The following is an 18,452-nucleotide window of genomic DNA, read 5'->3' as shown; positions in this document are numbered from 1 at the left end:
TCCCGTCCGTCTCCGGTCACGTCCACGACACGTGTCACGCCGTCGTGTCAGGCGACCGCGCCGCGCTCGCGCTCGAGGCGCGCGATGCGCACGAGCGCAGCGCGCTCGGTGCCCGTCTGGTTGCCGAGCACGCCGCCGATGCCGTCGAGCACGAGTCCGGTCGCCCGGCCGACGGGCAGTTCGACGGGTCCGATCGCGGGTGCTCGCAGGCCGAGCATCGACCGGTGGCGGGGGTCGAGCGTCGAGACGGCGCCCTGGAACAGGGCCTGGTAGCCGGGTCGCAGCATGAGCGCGAGCGGTGGGTTCTTGATGAACTTCACGACGTCGCGGGTGCGTGCGGTGACGGCGAGCTCGCCGCGGTCGAGGTACCCGTCCATCTGGGAGCGGAGCTCCGCCTCGGACTCCGGGGCGTCCTCGACGCGCATGAGCCGGCCGGCGGTCGCCCACTCGCGGACGTAGGCGTCCGCACCGCCGGGGATCGGGCCGCCCCAGCGCTGCGCGGCCCGGAGGAACGCGTCGGTGAAGGCGAGGTGCACCCAGCGGGCCAGGTCGGGGTCGTTCGCCGCGTAGTCGCGCGCGATGCCGTGGCCGTCGACGTACTGGCCGCGCACCCGCTCGTGCAGGCGCAGCACCCACTCGCTCGCACCGCGGGCGGTCGCGGTGTCGCCGTGCGAGACCGTGTAGATCCACCGGATGGTGCCGGCGAGTCGGCCGAACGGGTCCTCGCGGTAGCGGGAGTGGTCGGCGACTCCGGCGAGGGCACCCGGGTGCAGCGCCTGGACGAGGAGTGCGCGGACGCCGGCGACGATCGTCTGCTTGCCGCCGTGCACCGCCCACGTCGCGGAACCCGGGCCGAAGAAGCCCGCGTCGGTCCCGTCCTCGAGTTCGTCGATCCACTCCGGCTTGCTCGTCGCCCCACCGGTGAACGTGTCGTTGAGGCGGGAGCGGAAGGCATCGGAGACGGAGGGCATGGCGTCATCGTCCGTCCGTCCCCTGGGAGCGCGCCCGGCTTCGTGCACCCCGATGCCTCCCAGCGGGCGCGGGGGTGGCCCGCTAGGTTGGGACGCGTGAGCATCGACACGCCTCGTCCCTGGCTTGCCTCGTACGCCCCGGGGGTCCCGCACGAAATCGAGGAACAGCACGGTTCCCTGATCGACCTGGTCGAGGAATCGGCACGGCGGTTCCCGGGCAAGGTCGCGCTCGAGTTCTTCAAGCGGACCACCAGTTACGCGGACCTGCAGGAGCAGATCCTCCGCGCGGCGAACGGCCTCCGCAAGCTCGGCGTCGGTGCCGGCGACCGGGTGGCGATCGTGCTGCCGAACTGCCCGCAGCACATCGTGGCGTTCTACGCGGTCCTGCGCCTCGGCGCGATCGTGGTCGAGCACAACCCGCTGTACACGCCGCGCGAGCTCCGCCACCAGTTCGAGGACCACGGCGCGAAGGTCGCGATCGCCTGGGACAAGTCCGTCGCGACACTGCAGGACTTCCCGGCCGACGTGAAGGTCGACGCGATCGTGTCGGTCGACCTGACCCGCGCGATGCCCCGCAGCACCCGGCTCGCCCTGGCGCTGCCGGTGGCGAAGGCCCGCGAGTCCCGCGCGAAGCTCACCACCACGGTGCGCGGCACGACGAAGTGGGACGACCTGGTCGGCACCCGCAAGCTGTCGAAGCGGCACCCGCGGCCGTCCACCGACGACATCGCCCTGATCCAGTACACGTCGGGGACGACCGGTACGCCGAAGGGCGCCGTCCTGACGCACCGGAACCTGCTGGCCAACGCCGCGCAGGCCCGCGCCTGGGTGCCGCAGATCCGACGCGGCGACAACGTCGTGTACGCGGTGCTGCCGATGTTCCACGCCTACGGCCTGACGCTGTGCCTGACCTTCGCGATGAGCATGGCCTCGCGGCTCGTGCTGTTCCCGACGTTCGACCCGGCACTCGTGCTCACTGCGATCAAGAAGCACCCGCCGACGTTCCTGCCGGCCGTCCCGCCGATCTACGCGCGGCTGCAGCACGCGGCCGACTCGGCGAAGGTGTCGCTCGAGGGCATCGAGATCGGCATCTCGGGCGCCATGCCGCTGTCGCAGGACATCGTCGAACCGTGGGAAGCGCGGACCGGCGGGTACCTGGTCGAGGGCTACGGGCTGTCCGAGTGCTCCCCCGTGCTGATGGCGAACCCGGTGTCCCCGGAGCGCCGCCTCGGGTCGATCGGTCTGCCGTTGTCCTCCACCGAGGCCCGCGTGGTCGACCCCGACGACGGCACGGTGCTCGGCGTCGACGAGCCCGGCGAACTGCAGGTCCGCGGCCCGCAGGTGTTCCGCGGCTACTGGGGCAAGGCCGAGGCCACCGACGAGGTGTTCACCCCCGACGGCTGGTTCCGCACCGGTGACATCGTGGCGATCGGCACGGACGGCTACGTCCGGATCGTCGACCGCCTCAAGGAACTCATCATCACGGGCGGCTTCAACGTGTCGCCGTCCGAGGTCGAGGACGCCCTGCTGAAGCACCCCAGCGTCAAGGAGGTCGCGGTCGTCGGCATCACGCAGGGCGGCAACGAGCAGGTCGTCGCCGCCGTCGTGCCGAAGGACCCGTCGTCGTTCGACGCCGCGGCCCTCCGGACGTGGGCGCGCGAGCAGCTGGCGGCGTACAAGGTGCCGCGCCGCGTCGTCGTGGTCGAGGACCTGCCGCGCTCGATGATCGGCAAGGTGCTGCGGCGGAAGGTGCGGGACCAGATCCTCGCCGACGACTGACGCGCGTCGGCGACCGCTGCGACCCGACGTGCGTCGGCGACCGCCGCGACCCGACGGGCGTCAGCGCCCGCGACGCGCCGGCAGTGCCAGCACGGCGAGCCCGCCCACCACGAGAGCGATGCCGAGCCACCCCGTCGCGCCGAGGTGCTCCCCGACGACGAGCACGGCGAGCACCGCGGCCACCACGGGCTCGAGCAAGGACACCAGTGTCGCGACCGAGGCCCCGACCGCCCGTAGCCCCACGGCGTACAGCGAGTGGCCGAGGACCGTCGGCACCAGGGCCAGGTACAGGAACACCGGCCAGTTGCCGCCGTCGCCGAGGAACGGTGCCCCGCCGACGACCACGAGCACGACGAGCGGCACGGCGGCGATGCCGAACACGGCCCCGACGAGCCCGCGGCCGTTCGGCAGCCCCGCCGCGACGGCCTCGACGCCGGGGCCGCCCGGCACCGACACCGCCCCGGCCGCCGCGTGCAGTCCCCGCGCGACCGCCCACGAGTACAGCGCGTAGGTGAGCCCGGCGAGCAGCGCACTGGCGATCCCGAGCGCGAGCGCGCCACCGCCACCGTCGTGCTCGGACCGCGCCAGGGTCACGACGACCATGCCGGCCACGCTCACCAGCGTGGCGACGACCCACCTGCGGGTGACGGGCCTCCGGTCCGCTGCCCACTCGACGAGCCCCGCGAACACGGGTGACGACCCGATGGCGATGGTGGTGCCGAGGGCGACCCCCGCGTCGGCGAGCGCGGCGTAGAACGCCACCGCGTACAGGACGAGCGCGGTCGCGCCGAGCAGTGCCCACCCCCGGGTGCGGCGTTCGACGACGGCTCGGACCGTGCCGCGTCCGGGGACGGCGGCGAGCACGAGGCCACCGATCCCGAAGGTGACGGCGCCGAAGACGAAGGCGGGGACGCCCGGGGCGAAGTGCGTCGCGGTGCCCGTGGTCCCCCAGACCACCGCAGCGACGACGACCGCCGCGAGCCCACCGGCGGGCGCCGGGACACGACGGGTGCCCGCGGACGCCGTCACGAGACGTGGATGGAGGGGCGGCGGTGCACGTCCGGCTCGGCTTCGCGCAGGACCTCGCGCGTGACGGGTGCGACGTCGCCGACGCCGGTGAACACGAAGCGCAGGGCGTTCCGGATCGGGCTGCCCTCGTTCCACTCGAAGTAGATGCTCGGGACGACCCCGGCGGTGTCGCGGATCGCGAGCAGGGTCGACGCGATGGTGTTCGGCACGTTGCCGGACCGGACCCGGAGCACACGGTGTCCGTGCACGACGTGCCCCTCGACCAGCAGGTCCTCTTCGAAGTCCGACGAGTCGGCGGGCAGGACCTCGAGGAACATCGTCGGCACGCGCGCGGGGATGCCGGAGTCCCGCCGCTCTTCGCGCCCCTTCGCCCGGTACGCCTCGGCGGTGCCGGCACCCGGCTCGTTCGCGATGATGCACACCGCGCTGAACTGGTCGGCGTCGGCCTCGACGAACTGCCGGGCGGTGGCGTCCAGCTCGATCGACGACGCACGGAGTTCGAACGAGCGGCGCACCCGCGAGACGAGCGACACCACGACGATGGCGATGATGAAGATCGCTGCGATCCGGACGCCGTCCGGCCGCTCGATGACGTTCGCGACCGTCGTGTAGACGAACACGACCGAGATGACGCCGAACGCGATGGTGCGCTTCTTCTGCTGCCTGCGGCGGGCTGAGAGGGTGACCGCGACCGCGGCGCTCGTGATCAGGACGAGCACGCCGGTGGCGTACGCCCCGCCCTGTGCGTCGACGTTCGCCCGGAAGACGATCGTGATCAGGAAGGCGATGAGCGTGAAGATGATGACGAGCGGCCGCGTCGCGCGCGCCCACTGCGGAGCCATGCCGTACCGGGGCAGGAACCGCGGCACCAGGTTGAGCAGGCCGGCCATCGCGCTCGCGCCGGCGAACCACAGGATCGCGACGGTCGAGAAGTCGTAGATCGACCCGAACACCCCGCCGAGGTACTGGTGCGCCAGGAAGGCCAGGGCACGGCCGTTCGCACCGCCGCCCGGCTGGAACTCGTGCTGCGGGATGAGGAACGTCGTGGCGATCGACGAGGTGATCAGGAACGAGCTCATGATGACGGCTGCGACGGTCAGGAGCCGCTTCGTGCCGCGGATCCGCCCTTCGGGCCGAGCGCTCGTGTCGTCGGACGCGTCGCCGCGCACCTGCGGCATCACCGCGACGCCGGTCTCGAACCCGGACAGGCCGAGGGCGAGTTTCGGGAACACGACGAGCGCGATGCCGACCATGACGAGGGGGTTGCTGTGCTGGGCCGTGAGCCCGGACCACCAGTCGCTGGCGACCATCGGGTGCTCGAACACGTGCCAGAGCGCGACCACCACGACGACGGCGTTGAGCGCGAGGAACACCGCGACGAGGCCGACGGCGATGCCGATCGCCTCCTTGAACCCGCGGAGGAACACCACGCCGAGCAACAGCAGCAGCGCGAGGGTGAGCGGGACGGGGATCTCGGTGAACCAGTGCGGCGTGTACGGGTTCTCGGCGATGTGCGCCGTGGCGTCCGCCGCCGACAGCGTCATCGTGATCATGAAGTCGGTGACGGCGAACCCGAGCAGCACGAGCACCAGGAGCTTGCCGGCCCACCACGGCAGGAGCTTCTCGAGCATCATGATCGATCCGGCGCCGCGGAAGCTGTCGCTCGCGACCCGGCGGTAGACGGGCAGCGCCCCGAACAGCGTGACGAGCACGAGCACGATGGTGGCGATCGGCGACAGCAGGCCGGCGGCGAGCGCCGCGATCGCCGGCTGGTACCCGAGGGTCGAGAAGTAGTCGACACCGGTCAGGCACATGACCCGCCACCACGGGTGGGTCTTCTCGACCTCGACCTGGTGCGGGCCCTGGTGGGACGCCCCCTGGTGGGCGCCCTGCAGCATCCAGCGGCGCAGTCGGGTGCTGCGGTCGAGGGGTGGCTCCGTGGCGTCGCGCTGGGCGGCCCGCTCGGCGTCTGTCGCGGTCACGTGGACGATGCTAAGCCGTCCGGGTGACGCACGCGCGCACCCGGACGGCCCCTGTGGACGACCCCGGCCGACTACCGCGGGGGCCGGGTGAACACCGCCACCAACCCCGCCACGACGAGCAGGGCGCCGGCCGTCAGGCAGGCGGCCAACAGCAGGGCGGTCGGGTCGACCGAGAGGACCGGCAGCGCGTTCACGGCCATCGCGACCGCGAACACGAGCAGGACCACGCCCCAGAAGATCGTGCCGAAGCGTGCTCCACGCCGCGCCCGCACCGGTACAGGTGCCGGTGCGGTGGGCGGGAACCCGGTCGTCGTCTCGTCGTCGTTCGTCATCGTCTCGTCCTTCACTCGTCGACGGTCAGCGCTCGGGGTACGTCGGCGGCGCCCCCGAGGATCCACAGGTGCACGGTCGTCGTCCGGTCCGCGTCGGCACCGGCGGACCGTGCCGCCCGGTTCTCGACGGTGGTCGTGCTGAACAGTCCGCCGCTGCCGTCGTCGCCGGCGTCGCCGTCGGTGTCGACGCCGTACCCGACGCCGCTCACCTCGACCCGGACCGGCACGTCGCTGGGCAGCAGGACCTCGGCCCCGCCCGCGCCGAGCCACAGGTTCACGTCCCCGCCGGCGTCGGTCTCGTCGAGCCCGCGCAGGTCGAGCGTCGGCCCGCCGACGAGCATCGCGTAGTTCCGTTCCGAGCCGGCAGGGACGCTGTCGACCCGCCAGGTGGTCCCACCGATCAGCGAGACCTGCGTTCCGGCGGGCAGCACCCCGGTGACGACGAGCGCGACGACCCCGATCGTCGAGAACAGCCCGAGGGCGCCGTCGTCGCGTCCGCGGATCCCGGCGACGATGGTCGCGATCGCCAGCACGGCGACCGCCGCGGCGATGCCGAGCACCGCCACCGGCCAGGCCTGCGCCTGTGCCCACACCGCGACGCCGGCACCGGCGACGAGTGCCAGCCCGAGCGACACGGCAACGTACGCGGCGGTCGACTGTCGCTCGGCGCGGGTCGCGCGCCACGCGGCCGTCCGCTCCCGTTCCGCGCGCATCCGCTCGTCGTGCCGCCGCTGTCGGTCCTGCGGGCTGCCGGGGGCGTTCCACTGCCAGGAGGCCCGTCCCGCGTCCGACGCGTCCCCCGCCTCGGCCGTCCACCCGGCTCCTCCGGCCGGGCGCGGGTCGTCGGGGCTCGTCCAGAAGTCGCGCCGCGCGCCCGCCGCGTCGGTGTCCGCATCGGGCGCCGGCCCGTCGGTGCGACGGCGCGCGACGACCACGATCAGCCAGACGATCCCGCCGACGAGCGCGATGCTCCACGCCGTACCGAGGGTCGCCTCGAGCCAGCCGGGCATCCCCCACGCCGAGGGCACGCCCTGCCACCAGATCCCCTGGACGGCGGGCACGAAGGTCAGCACGGCGAAGACGCCGATCGCCACGAGTGCCGGGTCGAGCACACCACGGATCATCCGCTCGACGTGGATGCGGCCGGCGGAGTCCGGCAGCAGCGCCCACCCGACGGCGTACGCCAGGAACACGGGGCCGCCGAGCAGGGCGACGACGATCGCGACGCCGCGGACGACGAGCGGGTCGAGTCCGGTGCGTCGGGCCACCGCACCGCAGACCCCGGCGAGCCAGCGGTCGTCGGTGCGGGCGACGTCGAGTCCGCGGATCCAGTCGAAGAACCGCGCCGTCGAGTCGGCGTTCCCGGCAGCCGGGCCGGGAGCCGTGTCGTGCTGGTGATCGGTCATGGCCACCAGCATCGCGGCGTGCGGTGGCCGACACCATCGGGGTTCCCCCTGACCGGTCCCTGATCCCTGCCCCGGCCCCTGCTGGTGCGGACGCCCGAGTGCCAGGATTGGCCCATGGCCACCGCTCGGATGACCCGCCCGACCCCCAGGGTCCTCGGCGGCGTCTGCAGCGGGTTCGCGGCGCACACCGGTCTCCCGATCGGTGTGGTCCGGACGGCGACGGCGGTGCTCGCCGTGTGCGGCGGGGCCGGGGTCCTGCTCTACGCCTGGCTGTGGGCCACCACCCCGAGCGCGACGGCGACGGCGACGTCACCGCTCAAGGCCGTGCTCACGGCGCCCCGGCCCGACGACGGGTCCGACGCGTCCCCGACCGCGAGCCGCCGGGCGCCCGTCGTGGAGATCCTGCTCGGGCTCGCACTGCTCGCCGCCGGGGGCGCGATCGTCGCCGCGCGGCTCGGTGCGCAGGTCCCCCTCGAGGTCGTCGTGCCCGGCGTCGTGGTCGTCACCGGTGCCGCGCTGGCCTGGCGGCAGTTCGACGCGCTCCGCACCGTCCGACCCGCAGCGTCGTCGACCCTGGTCGTCCGGGCGCTCGGGGCACTGGTGCTCGTCGTGCTCGGCATCCTGTTGTTCTTCACGACGAGCAGTCGGCCGAACGTGTGGACGGTGCTCACCGCCGCGGTCGCCGTCCTGCTCGGTGTCGCCGTGGTGGTCGCGCCGTGGGTGGTCCGGCTCGTGCGGGACCTCGCCGACGAGCGCGCCGCACGGGTCCGCGACCTCGAACGGGCCGAACTCGCCGCGCACCTGCACGACTCGGTCCTGCAGACGCTCGCGCTCATCCAGCAGAAGGCCGAGCCCGGCTCCGACGCCGCTCGGCTCGCCCGGGCGCAGGAACGCGAGCTGCGGTCGTGGCTCTTCACCGAGCAGACCGATCCCGCCCGCGACCTCGGCGCCGAACTGCGCGACGCCGCCGCCGACATCGAGGCCGAGTACCCGGTCCGCATCGACGTCATCGCCGTCGGTCCGGCGCGCACCGACCTGCCCGACGGCATCGTCGCCGCCGCCCGCGAAGCGATGCTCAACGCCGCCCGCCACGCCGGCGGCACGATCAGCGTGTACGCCGAGACCGCGCGCGACCTCGTCGAGGTCAGCATCCGCGACCGCGGGCCGGGCTTCGACCCGGAAGCCGTGCCCGAGGGACGGTACGGCGTGCGCGAGTCGATCACCGGGCGGCTGCAGCGACTCGGCGGACGGGCGACCATCGCCCCGGGGCCGGGGCACACGGGCACCGAGGTCCGGCTCCGACTGCCGCTCGCGCCCACCGGACCACGAGGGGAAGACGCATGACCGAGCCCGACCTGCTCACCGTCGCCATCGTCGACGACCACTCCATCTTCCGAGCCGGCGTGCGCGCCGGACTGCCACCGGGCCTCCAGGTCGTGGGTGAAGCCGCCACCGTCGACGAGGCCGTGGCGCTCGTGGCGACCACCGCGCCCCGCGTCGTCCTGCTCGACGTCCACCTGCCCGGCGGCGCCGGCGGCGGTGGCGCCGAGGTGATCACCCGGGCCGCTCCGGAGCACCCGGGCACGCTGTTCCTCGCGCTGAGCGTGTCCGACGCCGCCGACGACGTCGTGCGGGTGATCCGCGCCGGGGCCCGCGGCTACATCACGAAGAGCTCGTCGAGCGCCGAGGTCGCCGAGGCCGTCCGGCGGGTGGCGGAGGGCGACGCGGTGTTCTCGCCGCGCTTGGCCGGGTTCGTGCTCGACGCCTTCGGTGCGGTGAGCGGCGAGACCGCGCAGCACGACGCGGAGCTCGACCGGCTGTCGGCGCGCGAGCAGGAGGTGATGCGCCTCATCGCGCGCGGGTACGCCTACAAAGAGGTGGCGGCGGAGCTCTTCATCTCGGTGAAGACCGTCGAGACCCACGTGTCGAAGGTGCTGCGGAAGCTGCAGCTGTCGAACCGGCACGAGCTGACGGCGTGGGCGCTGCAGCGCAAACTGCTCTGAGCGCCCACGCGGTCACTTCGCGCTGATCCTGGTGTACTTGTTGACCGCCCACGGCACGAACACGACGAGCATCACGGCGATCCCGATCAGCACCGTCACGATCGGGTGCTGCATCGTCCAGATGTCCGGCACCGGCGCGGACCCGACGTTGCCGAACAGCTCACGGGCCGCCTGCACGAGCGACGACACCGGGTTCCACTCCGCGAACACCCGCAGCACCAGCGGCAGCGTGTCGCTCGGCACGAAGGCGTTCGAGATGAACGTCAGCGGGAACAGGATCATGAACGAGGCGTTGTTGATGACCTCCGGCGTCTTGACGCTCATGCCGAGCAGCGCCATCACCCAGCTGAAAGCGTAGCTGAACAGCAGCAGCAGGGCGATGCCGGCCAGGAACTCGAGCGGCGACGAGTTCACCCGCCACCCGACGGCCAGCCCGGTGAGCATCATGATCGCCATCGAGATCGAGTTGAGCACGAGGTCGGAGTTGGTCCGGCCGACGAGCACCGCGGACGCCGACATCGGCAGCGTGCGGAACCGGTCGATCAGGCCCTCCTTCAGGTCCTGCGCCATCGCCGAACCCGAGAACGTGGCCCCGAACACGACGGTCTGGGCGAAGATCCCGGCCATCAGGAACTGCGTGTAGTCGGTGCCCTCGACCGCGATCGCGCCGCCGTAGACCTGGCTGAACAGCAGGACGAACATGATCGGCTGCAGCACCGCGAACACGAGCATGTCCGGCGACCGCTTGAGCTTGATGAGGTTCCGTTTGGTGACGGTCCAGCCGTCCTCGAACCAGATGGCGATCGGTGAGGTGACGACGACGGGCAGTTGCCGACCCGGCGCGATGGTCGTGGCGGTCATCGGGCCGTCTCCTTCTGCTTGGTGGCGGCTGCTTCGTCGGCCTCGTCCTCCGTCGCGGCGTGGCCGGTGAGCCGCAGGAACACGTCGTCCAGGGTCGGTCGCCGCATGCCCGCGTCGTGGAGCTCGATGCCGGCGTCGCCGAGGTCGGCGAGCACCCGTTGCAGGGCGGCGGGCCCGGCCTCGACCGCGATGGCGTGGGTGCGGCCGTCGCCCGACGCCTCGACGTCGCCGACGCCGTAGCGGCGCAGGACGGTCGTCACGGCGTCGCCGTCGGTCTCGTCCACCAGGGTCACGACGACCCGGTGCCCGCCGACCTGCGCCTTGAGGTGGTCGGCGGTGCCCTCGGCGATGACCCGGCCGTCGTCGATCACCGCGATGTCGTCGGCGAGCCGGTCGGCCTCTTCCAGGTACTGGGTGGTGAGCAGGACGGTCGCGCCCTCGGCGACCAGGTTCTCGATGATCCCCCAGAGCGCGAGCCGGCTGCGGGGGTCGAGGCCCGTGGTCGGCTCGTCGAGGAACAGCACGCGCGGGTTCATCACGAGCGCGCCGGCGAGGTCGATGCGTCGTCGCATGCCGCCGGAGAAGCCCTTCACCGGACGGTCCCCGGCTTCGGCGAGGTCGAACACGTCGATCAGCTCCCGAGCGCGCTCGCGGGACGTCTTCCGGCCCAGGTGGTAGAGCCGTCCGATCATCTCGAGGTTCTCGAACCCGGTCAGGTTCTCGTCGACCGCGGCGTACTGCCCGGACACCCCGATCGACCGCCGGGTCGCCTGCGGGTCGGCGATCACGTCGATGCCGTCGATCGACGCCGTGCCGGAGTCGGGCGTGATGAGGGTGGTGAGGACCTTCACGGTCGTGGTCTTGCCCGACCCGTTCGGCCCGAGCAGTGCCTTCACGGTGCCCTGCGGCACCGACAGGTCGAGTCCGGCCAGTGCGTGCACCGGCCCGGACTTCGACTTGTACGTCTTGGTCAGCCCGGAGGCTTCGATGATGGCCATGTCGCTCCTTCGTCGGACACGGTGGGTACCCGGGGCCCGGTGGAGCGACGGACGTCACTCAGACGTCGAAGTCACCGCCACCGAAGTCGCTGAAGCCACCGCCGAAGTCGGATCCGCTGTCGCCCCAGCCCGCACTCTCGAACCCGCCGCCGTCGGACGCACCACCGTCGGACGCACCGGCATCGCCGGATTCAGCACCAGTGTCCTCCGAACCGCCGTCACCCGCAGCGTCAGTACCGCCATCGAACGATCCCGGGTCCGGCAGGAAGGCGCTCATGATCGCCGAACCGATGACGTAGCCGGCCACCGTCCCGAGGATCGAGGCACCGATCATGCTCCCGAACGACGGCCCGCCGCGCTGGCCACCGAAGCGTCCCGCGCCCCCGCCGACACCGCCGAGCGACCGCTCCATGAAGCCCGGCTGGCGGATCTCGGACCGTGTCGCCGACTGCGCGAGCGAACGGGGGTCGTCGCCACGAGGGGCCTCACCGGGAGGCGCCGTGCGGGTGAACTCGTCGTAGACCATGCGGCGCTGCTCGTCGGTCAGCTTCGCGAACGCCTCGGCGTGCACCTCTTCGATGCGCTCCGGCGGTGCCGTGCGGAGCAGGTAGCGGTACCGCTCCACCGCGCGCTCGTCGTCGGTCGTCGCCCCCTGCTGCTGTGCGGGTGCGCCACCCCACTGCGGCACGCCGTACTGCCCGCCCGGCTGCTGCCCGGCCGGCGTCCCCGTCGGAGCGGGCTGGTGGTACGACTGCTGGCCGTACCGGTAGCCCTGCTGCTGCGGCTGCCCCCACTGGTTCTGCTGCGCGTCGTACTGCTGCGCGTCACCGGTGCGGTCGCGGTCCGGACGTCCGAGCAGGCGGTCGAGGAATCCCATGGTCGATGCTCCTTCGGGTGCACGGTCGATCCGGTCGGACCTGCCGTGGACTGCCACCCTATGGAGCGGGGTCGGCCGCTGACTGAGCGCCCGCTCAGAGTCAGCCGAGCGCCGTCCCGCGCCTCCAGTCCGCACCGTGCGCACCTGTACAACCCGTGCCGGCTTGCCAGCACCGTGCGCGCCTCCAGCGCCGCACCCAGCGGCCAAAGCCGCACCAGAACGCAGACCCCGCACCGTGCGCCCGGCCGCGCCAGCCGCGCCGGCCGAGCCCGCTCACCCCGCGCCGTGCACCGCCGCGCCCGCGGCGAGCGCCGCCGTCCACACCGCGTGCAGCTCGTCCGCCGCTCCGGGGTGCGCCACCAGGAACGGCTCGCCCACGGGCGGGAAGCCCTCGACCGGGCCGGAGCGCGTCAGCACGATCCCGCCGGCCTCGTGCACGAGCAGCACGGCGGCTCCGTGGTCGACCGGGTTGAACGCCGACACGCACCCGCCGATCCCCCGGCCGGCCGCGACCTGCGCGATGGTGAGCGTGCCGGAGCCCTGCACCCGCAGCGTGCACGACCGGTCGGCCAGGGCGTCGAGGAACGCCCCGAACCCGGGCCACGGCCGGTGCCCGTCGAGTTCGGTGCCGACGACCGCCCCGGCGAGCGGGCGTGGGGTGTCGTCCAGCCGTAGCGGCCGGTCACGCAGGGTCGCACCGCGCCCGCGCCGCGCCTCGAGGACCTCGCCCCGCCACGGATCGGCCACGACCCCGACGAGCGGGCGTCCGCCGCGGGTCAGGCAGAGCGACATCGACGTCCACGGCACCCCGTTCGCCAGGTTCGTGGTGCCGTCGACGGGGTCCAGGTACCAGCGGTGCCGGTCACCGGGCGCGTCGCCGTACTCCTCGCCGGTGAACCCGTGCGTCGGGAATACCATCCGCACGCGGGAGCGGACGTGCTGCTCGACCAGGCGGTCCACGTCGGTGACGAGGTCGGCGGGGTTCGCCTTGGTCCGCACCTCGCTGACGGGGTGTTCGCGGGTGAACGCGATGACCTCGTGCGCGATGCGGTGCGCCAGGGCCTGGGCGCGCGAGGCGACCTCGGTCTCGGTCGGCTCGCGGTCCCGTTCCGGCCAGCCGTCCCGCTCCGCCGAGGACAGCGCTGCGCCGATCGCGCCGACGTCGTTCGTGGTGATCGAGTCGACGCCGAGCCGTGCCGCCCACAGCGCGGGTTCGGCCTCGTCGACGGTCCAGACGGCGACCCGCAGCCCGAGGGCGTGCGCGACCTCGATCGTCCGCGGCGTGAGGAACGCGATGTCGAGGTTCAGGGTCGACGGGGTCAGGGCCTCGAGGTCGGCCGGGGCGGGCGGGTCGAGCGACTCCCACGCGAGCCACACGTCGGCGTCGGGCAGCACCGAGCGGACCGCGGCCATGGCGGCTGGCGCACCGCACCACGCCACGCTGGTGGACGCGGTGGAACCCGCGACGGTCCGGGCTGCGACCAGGGCGTCCTCGGCGTCGGTCAGGTCGACCAGCAGGACCGAGCGGCAGCCGTCGAGCCGTTCGAGCGCGGCGTCGAGCCGCGGGATCCGGTCGAGCCCGTTGCCGAGCCGAGCGACGTCGCACCAGGCGACGTCGGACACCCGCCGGGCGTCGCCCCACATCCGCCCGAGGGTCTCGTCGTGCAGCAGGACGGCGACGTCGTCGGCCGTTCGACGGACGTCGACCTCGATGACCTCCGCGCCGAGCGCCTCGGCGACCGCGATGGCGGGCAGGGTGTTCTCCCGCCGGACGCGCGGCGCACCGCGGTGGGCGACGAGCCGTGGCGGACGCACGCCGGGCCTCCCGGTCGGGTCGGACGGGACCGACCCGTCACCGGCGGCCGGCGTGGCGGACGCAGGAGCAGACGCTGCTGCCGACGCGGCGGGGACGGCGCGGTCGGTGACCGGCACGGCGCCGCTCATCGGGTGCCCTCGAGCAGTGCACCGTCGCGGTAGACGAGCACCGCACCGAGCCGGACCCCGGTCTCGGTGCCGACCGCCGGGGGCGCTCCGGTGACGAAGGCGCGGAGCTCGGCACCGTCGGTGGTGAGCACGACCTCGGCGAAGTGGCCGCGCATGAGGACACGGGCGACAGTGGCGCGGATCGGTGCGTCGTCGGTGAGGACGACCTGCTCGGGGCGGATCAGCACGGTGTCGGCCGCGGTCGGGCTGACGGACGTACCGGCGAGGAACCGGCCGGAGACGACGCTCGTCGACCCGATGAACGACGCGACGAACCCGGTCGCGGGGCGGGCGTACAGCTCGGTCGGCGTCGCGATCTGCTCGATGCGTCCGTCGTGCATGACGGCGATCCGGTCGGAGATGCTGAGCGCTTCGTCCTGGTCGTGCGTGACGATCACGGTCGTGATGCCGAGGCGCTGCTGGATGCGCCGGATCTCGTCGCGGACGCTCACGCGGAGCTTGGCGTCGAGGTTGGACAGCGGCTCGTCGAGGAGCAGGACGTCGGGCTCCTGCACGATCGCGCGGGCGAGGGCGACGCGCTGCTGCTCACCGCCCGAGATCGCGGTCGGCTTCGAGCCGGCGTGGTGGCTCAGGCCGACGAGTTCGAGCGCGTCCCGCACCCGGTCCGCCGCCTGCCGCTTCGGGACCCGTCGGGTCCGCAGCGGGAACGCGACGTTCTGCGTCACCGTCATGTGCGGCCACAGCGCATAGTTCTGGAACACCATCGCGCTCGGTCGGCGCTCGGGGCTGGCCGACGTGACGTCGCGGTCCCCCATCGTCACGACGCCGCCGTCGGCGGGCAGGAACCCGGCGACCATGCGGAGCGTCGTCGTCTTGCCGCACCCGGACGGTCCGAGCAGCGAGACGAGCTCGCCCTTCGCGACGTCGAGGTCGATGCCCGCGACCACGTCGCGTCCGCCGAGTGTCTTGCGCAGCCCGCGGATGGTGAGTCCGCCGGCGCGGCTGCGGTCGGTCCTGCTGTCGTCGACCGGGAGGCCCGGTGCGCGTTCCGCGACGAGCGTTGCATCCGTCATCTGGTCGCCTTTCGTGCTGGTGTGGGTCATCGGGGTCTGTCGCTTCATCGGATCTGGAAGCCGTCCGCGAGGCGGCCGCCCATGATGTGCTTCCGGGCGAGCAGCAGCAGGACCACGGACGGGATGCTCAGCGCGATCGCGAACACCGCCGAGACCTGCCGCGGGGAGTTGAGGACGAGCGAGTACATCGCCGTCGGCATGGTCATGTAGGTCGGAGCGCCGACGAGGTACGTGCCCTGCGCCTCGTCGAAGGACGCCAGGAACGACATCACCATGGCGACGAGGATCCCCGGCCACGCGATCGGGAACGTGACCCGCCAGAACGTGCGCCAGCGGCTCGCCCCCGCGTCACGGGCCGCTTCCTCGAGCGACCGGGGCACGGCCGAGAACGCGGCGGCGGGCAGCCACGTCATGAACACCACACAGCCCAGGACGTGCACGATCAGGATGCCCGTGACCGTGTTCATCAGGTTCAGTGCAGTGAACATCGCCGACATCGTGACGAAGAGGCCCATCTTCGGGAACGCGTTCGTGGCGAACAGCCCGACGAGCACGAGCCGCCGCCCCGGGAACTCGATGCGGCTGATCGCCCAGGCGGCCGGCAGACAGACCACCGCGGCGATGAGGACGGTCAGCGGGGCGAGGACGAGCGAGTTCTGGACGGCGACCGCCAGGCTCCGGTCCTCGAACACGGTGCCCCACCACTGCAGGGTCCAGCCGTCGGGCAGCAGGTTCGGGTAGGTCCACGTCGTGGCGAAGGCCCGGGCGGCCAGCCAGACGAGCGGCCCGAGGATGAAGACGGCCAGCACGATCGCGGTCGCCCAGACGAGGGCGTTGCCGGTCAGACGCTTGATCACTGCTGCTCCTGCTGCTTCTTGTCGAGCTCGCCCGCGTTCGAGCGGACCGTCGAGCGGAGGTAGAAGATGCTCGCGGCCGCCGCGAAGGCGAACACGACGAACGCCATCGCCGTCGACTGCTGCGGACGGTTGTAGGCCTGGAAGTACTTCGAGATGTCGACGCCGAGCATCGTCGGCGCGTTCGGACCGGTGAAGTACGGCACCGTGAACGACCCGAGGACCCCGATCACGGTGAACGTCGTCGCGATGACGAGCGGGGTGGCCGCCATCGGCAGGAGCACCTGCCAGACCACCCGCCAGGTGCTCGCGCCGGCGTCCTTCGCGGCCTCGACCAGGGCGTCCGGGGTGCCCTGCAGCGCCCCGGCGATCATCAGCACCGCGAACGGCAGGCTGGTCCAGACGCTGCCGAACACCACGGCGACGAGGGTGTAGCCCCACACCGGGACGTCCAGGCCGAACTGGGCACCGAGGCTGCGGAGGAAGCCCTGCGCATCGGTGAACGTCAGGACCGACCAGCTCGCGATGACCACCGGCACGAAGAGCGGGACCACCGCGAGGACGCTGAGGCTCTTGCCGAGGATCCCACCGCGGAGCCGGAGGACCACGGCCACCGCCACGGCGAGCGCCACGGTCAGGCCGGTGGACAGCGCGGTGACCCCGAGCGTCGCGACGAGGTCACGCAGGAACGTGGCGTTGCCGAGCAGTGCGCCGTACACCGCGAACGAGAACCCGTGAACGGTGTCGCCGCCGATGTCGGCGAGTGCCTGGTTCAGGCCGCCGGTGAACCCGAGGCTGAAGAGGGCGGCGTTCACCACCGGGACGCCGACGAACAGGACCACGACGAGCACGGGCGCCGCGACGAGCGCGAGGCCCTGCCAGCATTGGCGGCGGGCCAGGCGCTCCTGTGTCGTGCGCTCGCTGGCGGGCTGCGCAGTGCCGTGGGCGGAGGGCGGGACGGGCGGGAGGCCCATGGCGGAGTCGCCACGGGCCTCCCGGTCGGTCGCCGGGCCGTCCTGGACGGTCTGGGTCACTGCGGGACCTTCGCGTCCCACGCGGCGTTCATGTCGGCGGCGAAGTCGCTCTGGAACCCGAGGCGGAGCTGCGACGGGTTCGCGTCGGCGAACTGCTCTGCGACCGACTCCGGCAGGCTGTCGAGCGGGATGACCGGGTAGCCGGAGACGGCGCTCGCGACGAGCTGCTGCCCCTTCGCGCTGAGCACGAAGTCGGCGAGCTGCTCGGCTGCCGCCTTCTTGGCCTTCGGCTCGGTCTTCGGGATGCCGAGGAAGCTCGCGCTGCCGGTGAACGACGGGTCGGTGATCTGGATCGCCTTGACGGTCTTCGGGATCACGCCGGTCTTCTGCGAAGTGATGAACTGGTCGCTCCAGACCGGTGCCATCGCGATCTGGCCGCTGCCGAGCAGCTGCACGACCTGGTCGTTGCCGTTCGGGTAGACGCCCTTCTGGTACGTCGAGGGGCCGAGGTCCTTGAGCGCGGCGAAGCCCTTGTCCCACTTCGACTCGAGCGACTTGTCGTACGTCGTCTGCATCGTCTCCTGCTCGGCGGGCGTGAGGTACTTCGCGAGCACCGTGGCGACGAACGAGCCACCGGAGCCGCCGGACGACGGGGAGTTGTAGGCGAACTGGCCCGGGTTCGCTTTGATCCAGGCGAGCAGGTCGTCGAGGGTCTTCGGCGGGTCCGTCACCTTCTTCGAGTCGTAGGCGAGCAGGACGCTCGAGGCGCGGTACGGGATCGCGCTGTCGCCACCCTGCTGCTTCGTGGCCTCGGGGACGTTCTTCAGGTTCGGGATCGTGCTGTCGCTGACCGTGCTGAGCAGCCCGGCCTTGCCCGCGGTGCTGACGAACCCGGCGTCGACGAGGTCGTACGCGACGGACTTGCCGGCCTTGACCGCGGTGGCGAGGTTGGCCTGGGTCTGCGCATCGTGCTCGCCGTGCAGGTCGATGCTCGTGCTGACGTGGATCTTCGGGTGCACCTTCTCGAAGGCGGGGATGAGCGACTTGTCCCAGAGGTCCTGGACGTTCGTGTCGCCGCTGATGAACACCGTGAGGTTCGTGGTGCCGCCGCTCGTGTCCGCGGCGTTCGAGGCGTTGGCGCTCTGGACGCAGCCGGACAGTGCGACGGTCGCGGCCGCTGCGATGGCGAGGCCGGTGAGGACTCGGGTCTTCACGTCGATGATCTCCCTGTTCCGTGGGGGTAGTGCGGGGTGGGGGTGGGGGTGGGGGTAGTGGGGGGGGGGGGGGGCCCCGGGGGCGGGGGGGGGGCGGCCGGGGGGACGCCGGGGGGCGCGGGCGGGGGCGGCGGGGGCACTGCGGGGTGGGGGGT

16 protein-coding genes are annotated in these 18,452 nt (G+C 72.5%); 3 read left to right on the top strand and 13 right to left on the bottom strand.

Annotated elements, in window-relative coordinates:
- Positions 1-47 precede the first annotated feature (47 nt).
- Positions 48-971 (bottom strand): oxygenase MpaB family protein, encoded by a 924-nt coding sequence (locus ACVKXF_RS11090; protein ID WP_456795734.1) that lies wholly within the window; start codon positions 969-971, stop codon positions 48-50.
- Positions 972-1,067: 96 nt separating this feature from the next.
- Here ACVKXF_RS11090 and ACVKXF_RS11085 point away from each other — a divergent pair, with 96 nt between their 5' ends.
- Positions 1,068-2,750, top strand: coding sequence for a long-chain-fatty-acid--CoA ligase (locus ACVKXF_RS11085; protein WP_456795733.1), 1,683 nt, complete (start codon positions 1,068-1,070; stop codon positions 2,748-2,750).
- 60 nt (positions 2,751-2,810) lie between these two features.
- Here the strand turns inward: ACVKXF_RS11085 and ACVKXF_RS11080 are convergent, their stop codons facing one another.
- The 4 genes from ACVKXF_RS11080 to ACVKXF_RS11065 all read right to left on the bottom strand — a co-directional run bounded on the left by ACVKXF_RS11080 (position 2,811) and on the right by ACVKXF_RS11065 (position 7,499).
- Positions 2,811-3,779, bottom strand: coding sequence for a DMT family transporter (locus tag ACVKXF_RS11080; protein ID WP_456795732.1), 969 nt, complete (start codon positions 3,777-3,779; stop codon positions 2,811-2,813).
- Positions 3,776-5,677, bottom strand: coding sequence for an APC family permease (locus tag ACVKXF_RS11075; RefSeq protein WP_260233123.1), 1,902 nt, complete (start codon positions 5,675-5,677; stop codon positions 3,776-3,778). The genes ACVKXF_RS11080 and ACVKXF_RS11075 overlap by 4 nt, the downstream gene beginning before the upstream one ends.
- A gap of 155 nt (positions 5,678-5,832) precedes the next feature.
- Positions 5,833-6,093 carry a hypothetical protein gene (locus tag ACVKXF_RS11070; protein ID WP_456795730.1) on the bottom strand — a complete coding sequence of 87 codons (261 nt, stop codon included), beginning with the start codon at positions 6,091-6,093 and terminating at the stop codon, positions 5,833-5,835.
- A gap of 11 nt (positions 6,094-6,104) precedes the next feature.
- Entirely contained in the window at positions 6,105-7,499 is a 1,395-nt protein-coding gene (locus ACVKXF_RS11065; protein ID WP_456795728.1) for a PspC domain-containing protein, read from the bottom strand.
- 114 nt (positions 7,500-7,613) lie between these two features.
- Between ACVKXF_RS11065 and ACVKXF_RS11060 the strand changes: the two genes are divergently transcribed.
- The gene (locus tag ACVKXF_RS11060) at positions 7,614-8,843 is read left to right on the top strand and encodes an ATP-binding protein (protein WP_456795727.1); all 1,230 of its coding nucleotides are present in this window, start codon (positions 7,614-7,616) and stop codon (positions 8,841-8,843) included.
- The gene (locus ACVKXF_RS11055) at positions 8,840-9,502 is read left to right on the top strand and encodes a transcriptional regulator (protein WP_456795726.1); all 663 of its coding nucleotides are present in this window, start codon (positions 8,840-8,842) and stop codon (positions 9,500-9,502) included. The genes ACVKXF_RS11060 and ACVKXF_RS11055 overlap by 4 nt, the downstream gene beginning before the upstream one ends.
- A gap of 12 nt (positions 9,503-9,514) precedes the next feature.
- On the opposite strand, the gene ACVKXF_RS11050 is transcribed toward ACVKXF_RS11055, so the two are convergent.
- From ACVKXF_RS11050 to ACVKXF_RS11015, 8 genes are all read right to left on the bottom strand, one after another.
- Positions 9,515-10,363: an ABC transporter permease gene (locus ACVKXF_RS11050; RefSeq protein WP_123313395.1), complete on the bottom strand. Its 849-nt coding sequence runs from the start codon at positions 10,361-10,363 to the stop codon at positions 9,515-9,517.
- A complete protein-coding gene (locus ACVKXF_RS11045; protein ID WP_123313394.1) occupies positions 10,360-11,361 on the bottom strand; it encodes an ATP-binding cassette domain-containing protein in 1,002 nt (333 codons plus the stop codon). The genes ACVKXF_RS11050 and ACVKXF_RS11045 overlap by 4 nt, the downstream gene beginning before the upstream one ends.
- Positions 11,362-11,419: 58 nt before the next feature.
- Positions 11,420-12,238: a hypothetical protein gene (locus ACVKXF_RS11040; protein WP_456795725.1), complete on the bottom strand. Its 819-nt coding sequence runs from the start codon at positions 12,236-12,238 to the stop codon at positions 11,420-11,422.
- 273 nt (positions 12,239-12,511) lie between these two features.
- Complete coding sequence (locus tag ACVKXF_RS11035) at positions 12,512-14,182, bottom strand: inositol monophosphatase family protein (RefSeq protein WP_456795724.1); 1,671 nt, start codon at positions 14,180-14,182, stop codon at positions 12,512-12,514.
- Positions 14,179-15,255, bottom strand: coding sequence for an ABC transporter ATP-binding protein (locus ACVKXF_RS11030; protein ID WP_456795723.1), 1,077 nt, complete (start codon positions 15,253-15,255; stop codon positions 14,179-14,181). Before ACVKXF_RS11030 ends, ACVKXF_RS11035 begins: the two co-directional genes overlap by 4 nt.
- Before the next feature lie 44 nt (positions 15,256-15,299).
- Positions 15,300-16,112, bottom strand: coding sequence for an ABC transporter permease (locus ACVKXF_RS11025; protein ID WP_456795722.1), 813 nt, complete (start codon positions 16,110-16,112; stop codon positions 15,300-15,302).
- Positions 16,109-17,143 (bottom strand): ABC transporter permease, encoded by a 1,035-nt coding sequence (locus ACVKXF_RS11020; protein WP_456795721.1) that lies wholly within the window; start codon positions 17,141-17,143, stop codon positions 16,109-16,111. The genes ACVKXF_RS11025 and ACVKXF_RS11020 overlap by 4 nt, the downstream gene beginning before the upstream one ends.
- Complete coding sequence (locus tag ACVKXF_RS11015; protein ID WP_456795720.1) at positions 17,140-18,297, bottom strand: extracellular solute-binding protein; 1,158 nt, start codon at positions 18,295-18,297, stop codon at positions 17,140-17,142. The genes ACVKXF_RS11020 and ACVKXF_RS11015 overlap by 4 nt, the downstream gene beginning before the upstream one ends.
- Positions 18,298-18,452: the final 155 nt, after the last annotated feature.

It is taken from the genome of Curtobacterium sp. PvP017, assembly GCF_054060195.1.
Note: the sequence above shows the minus strand (reverse complement) of the source record. Positions and strands in the feature narration are given on the sequence as shown.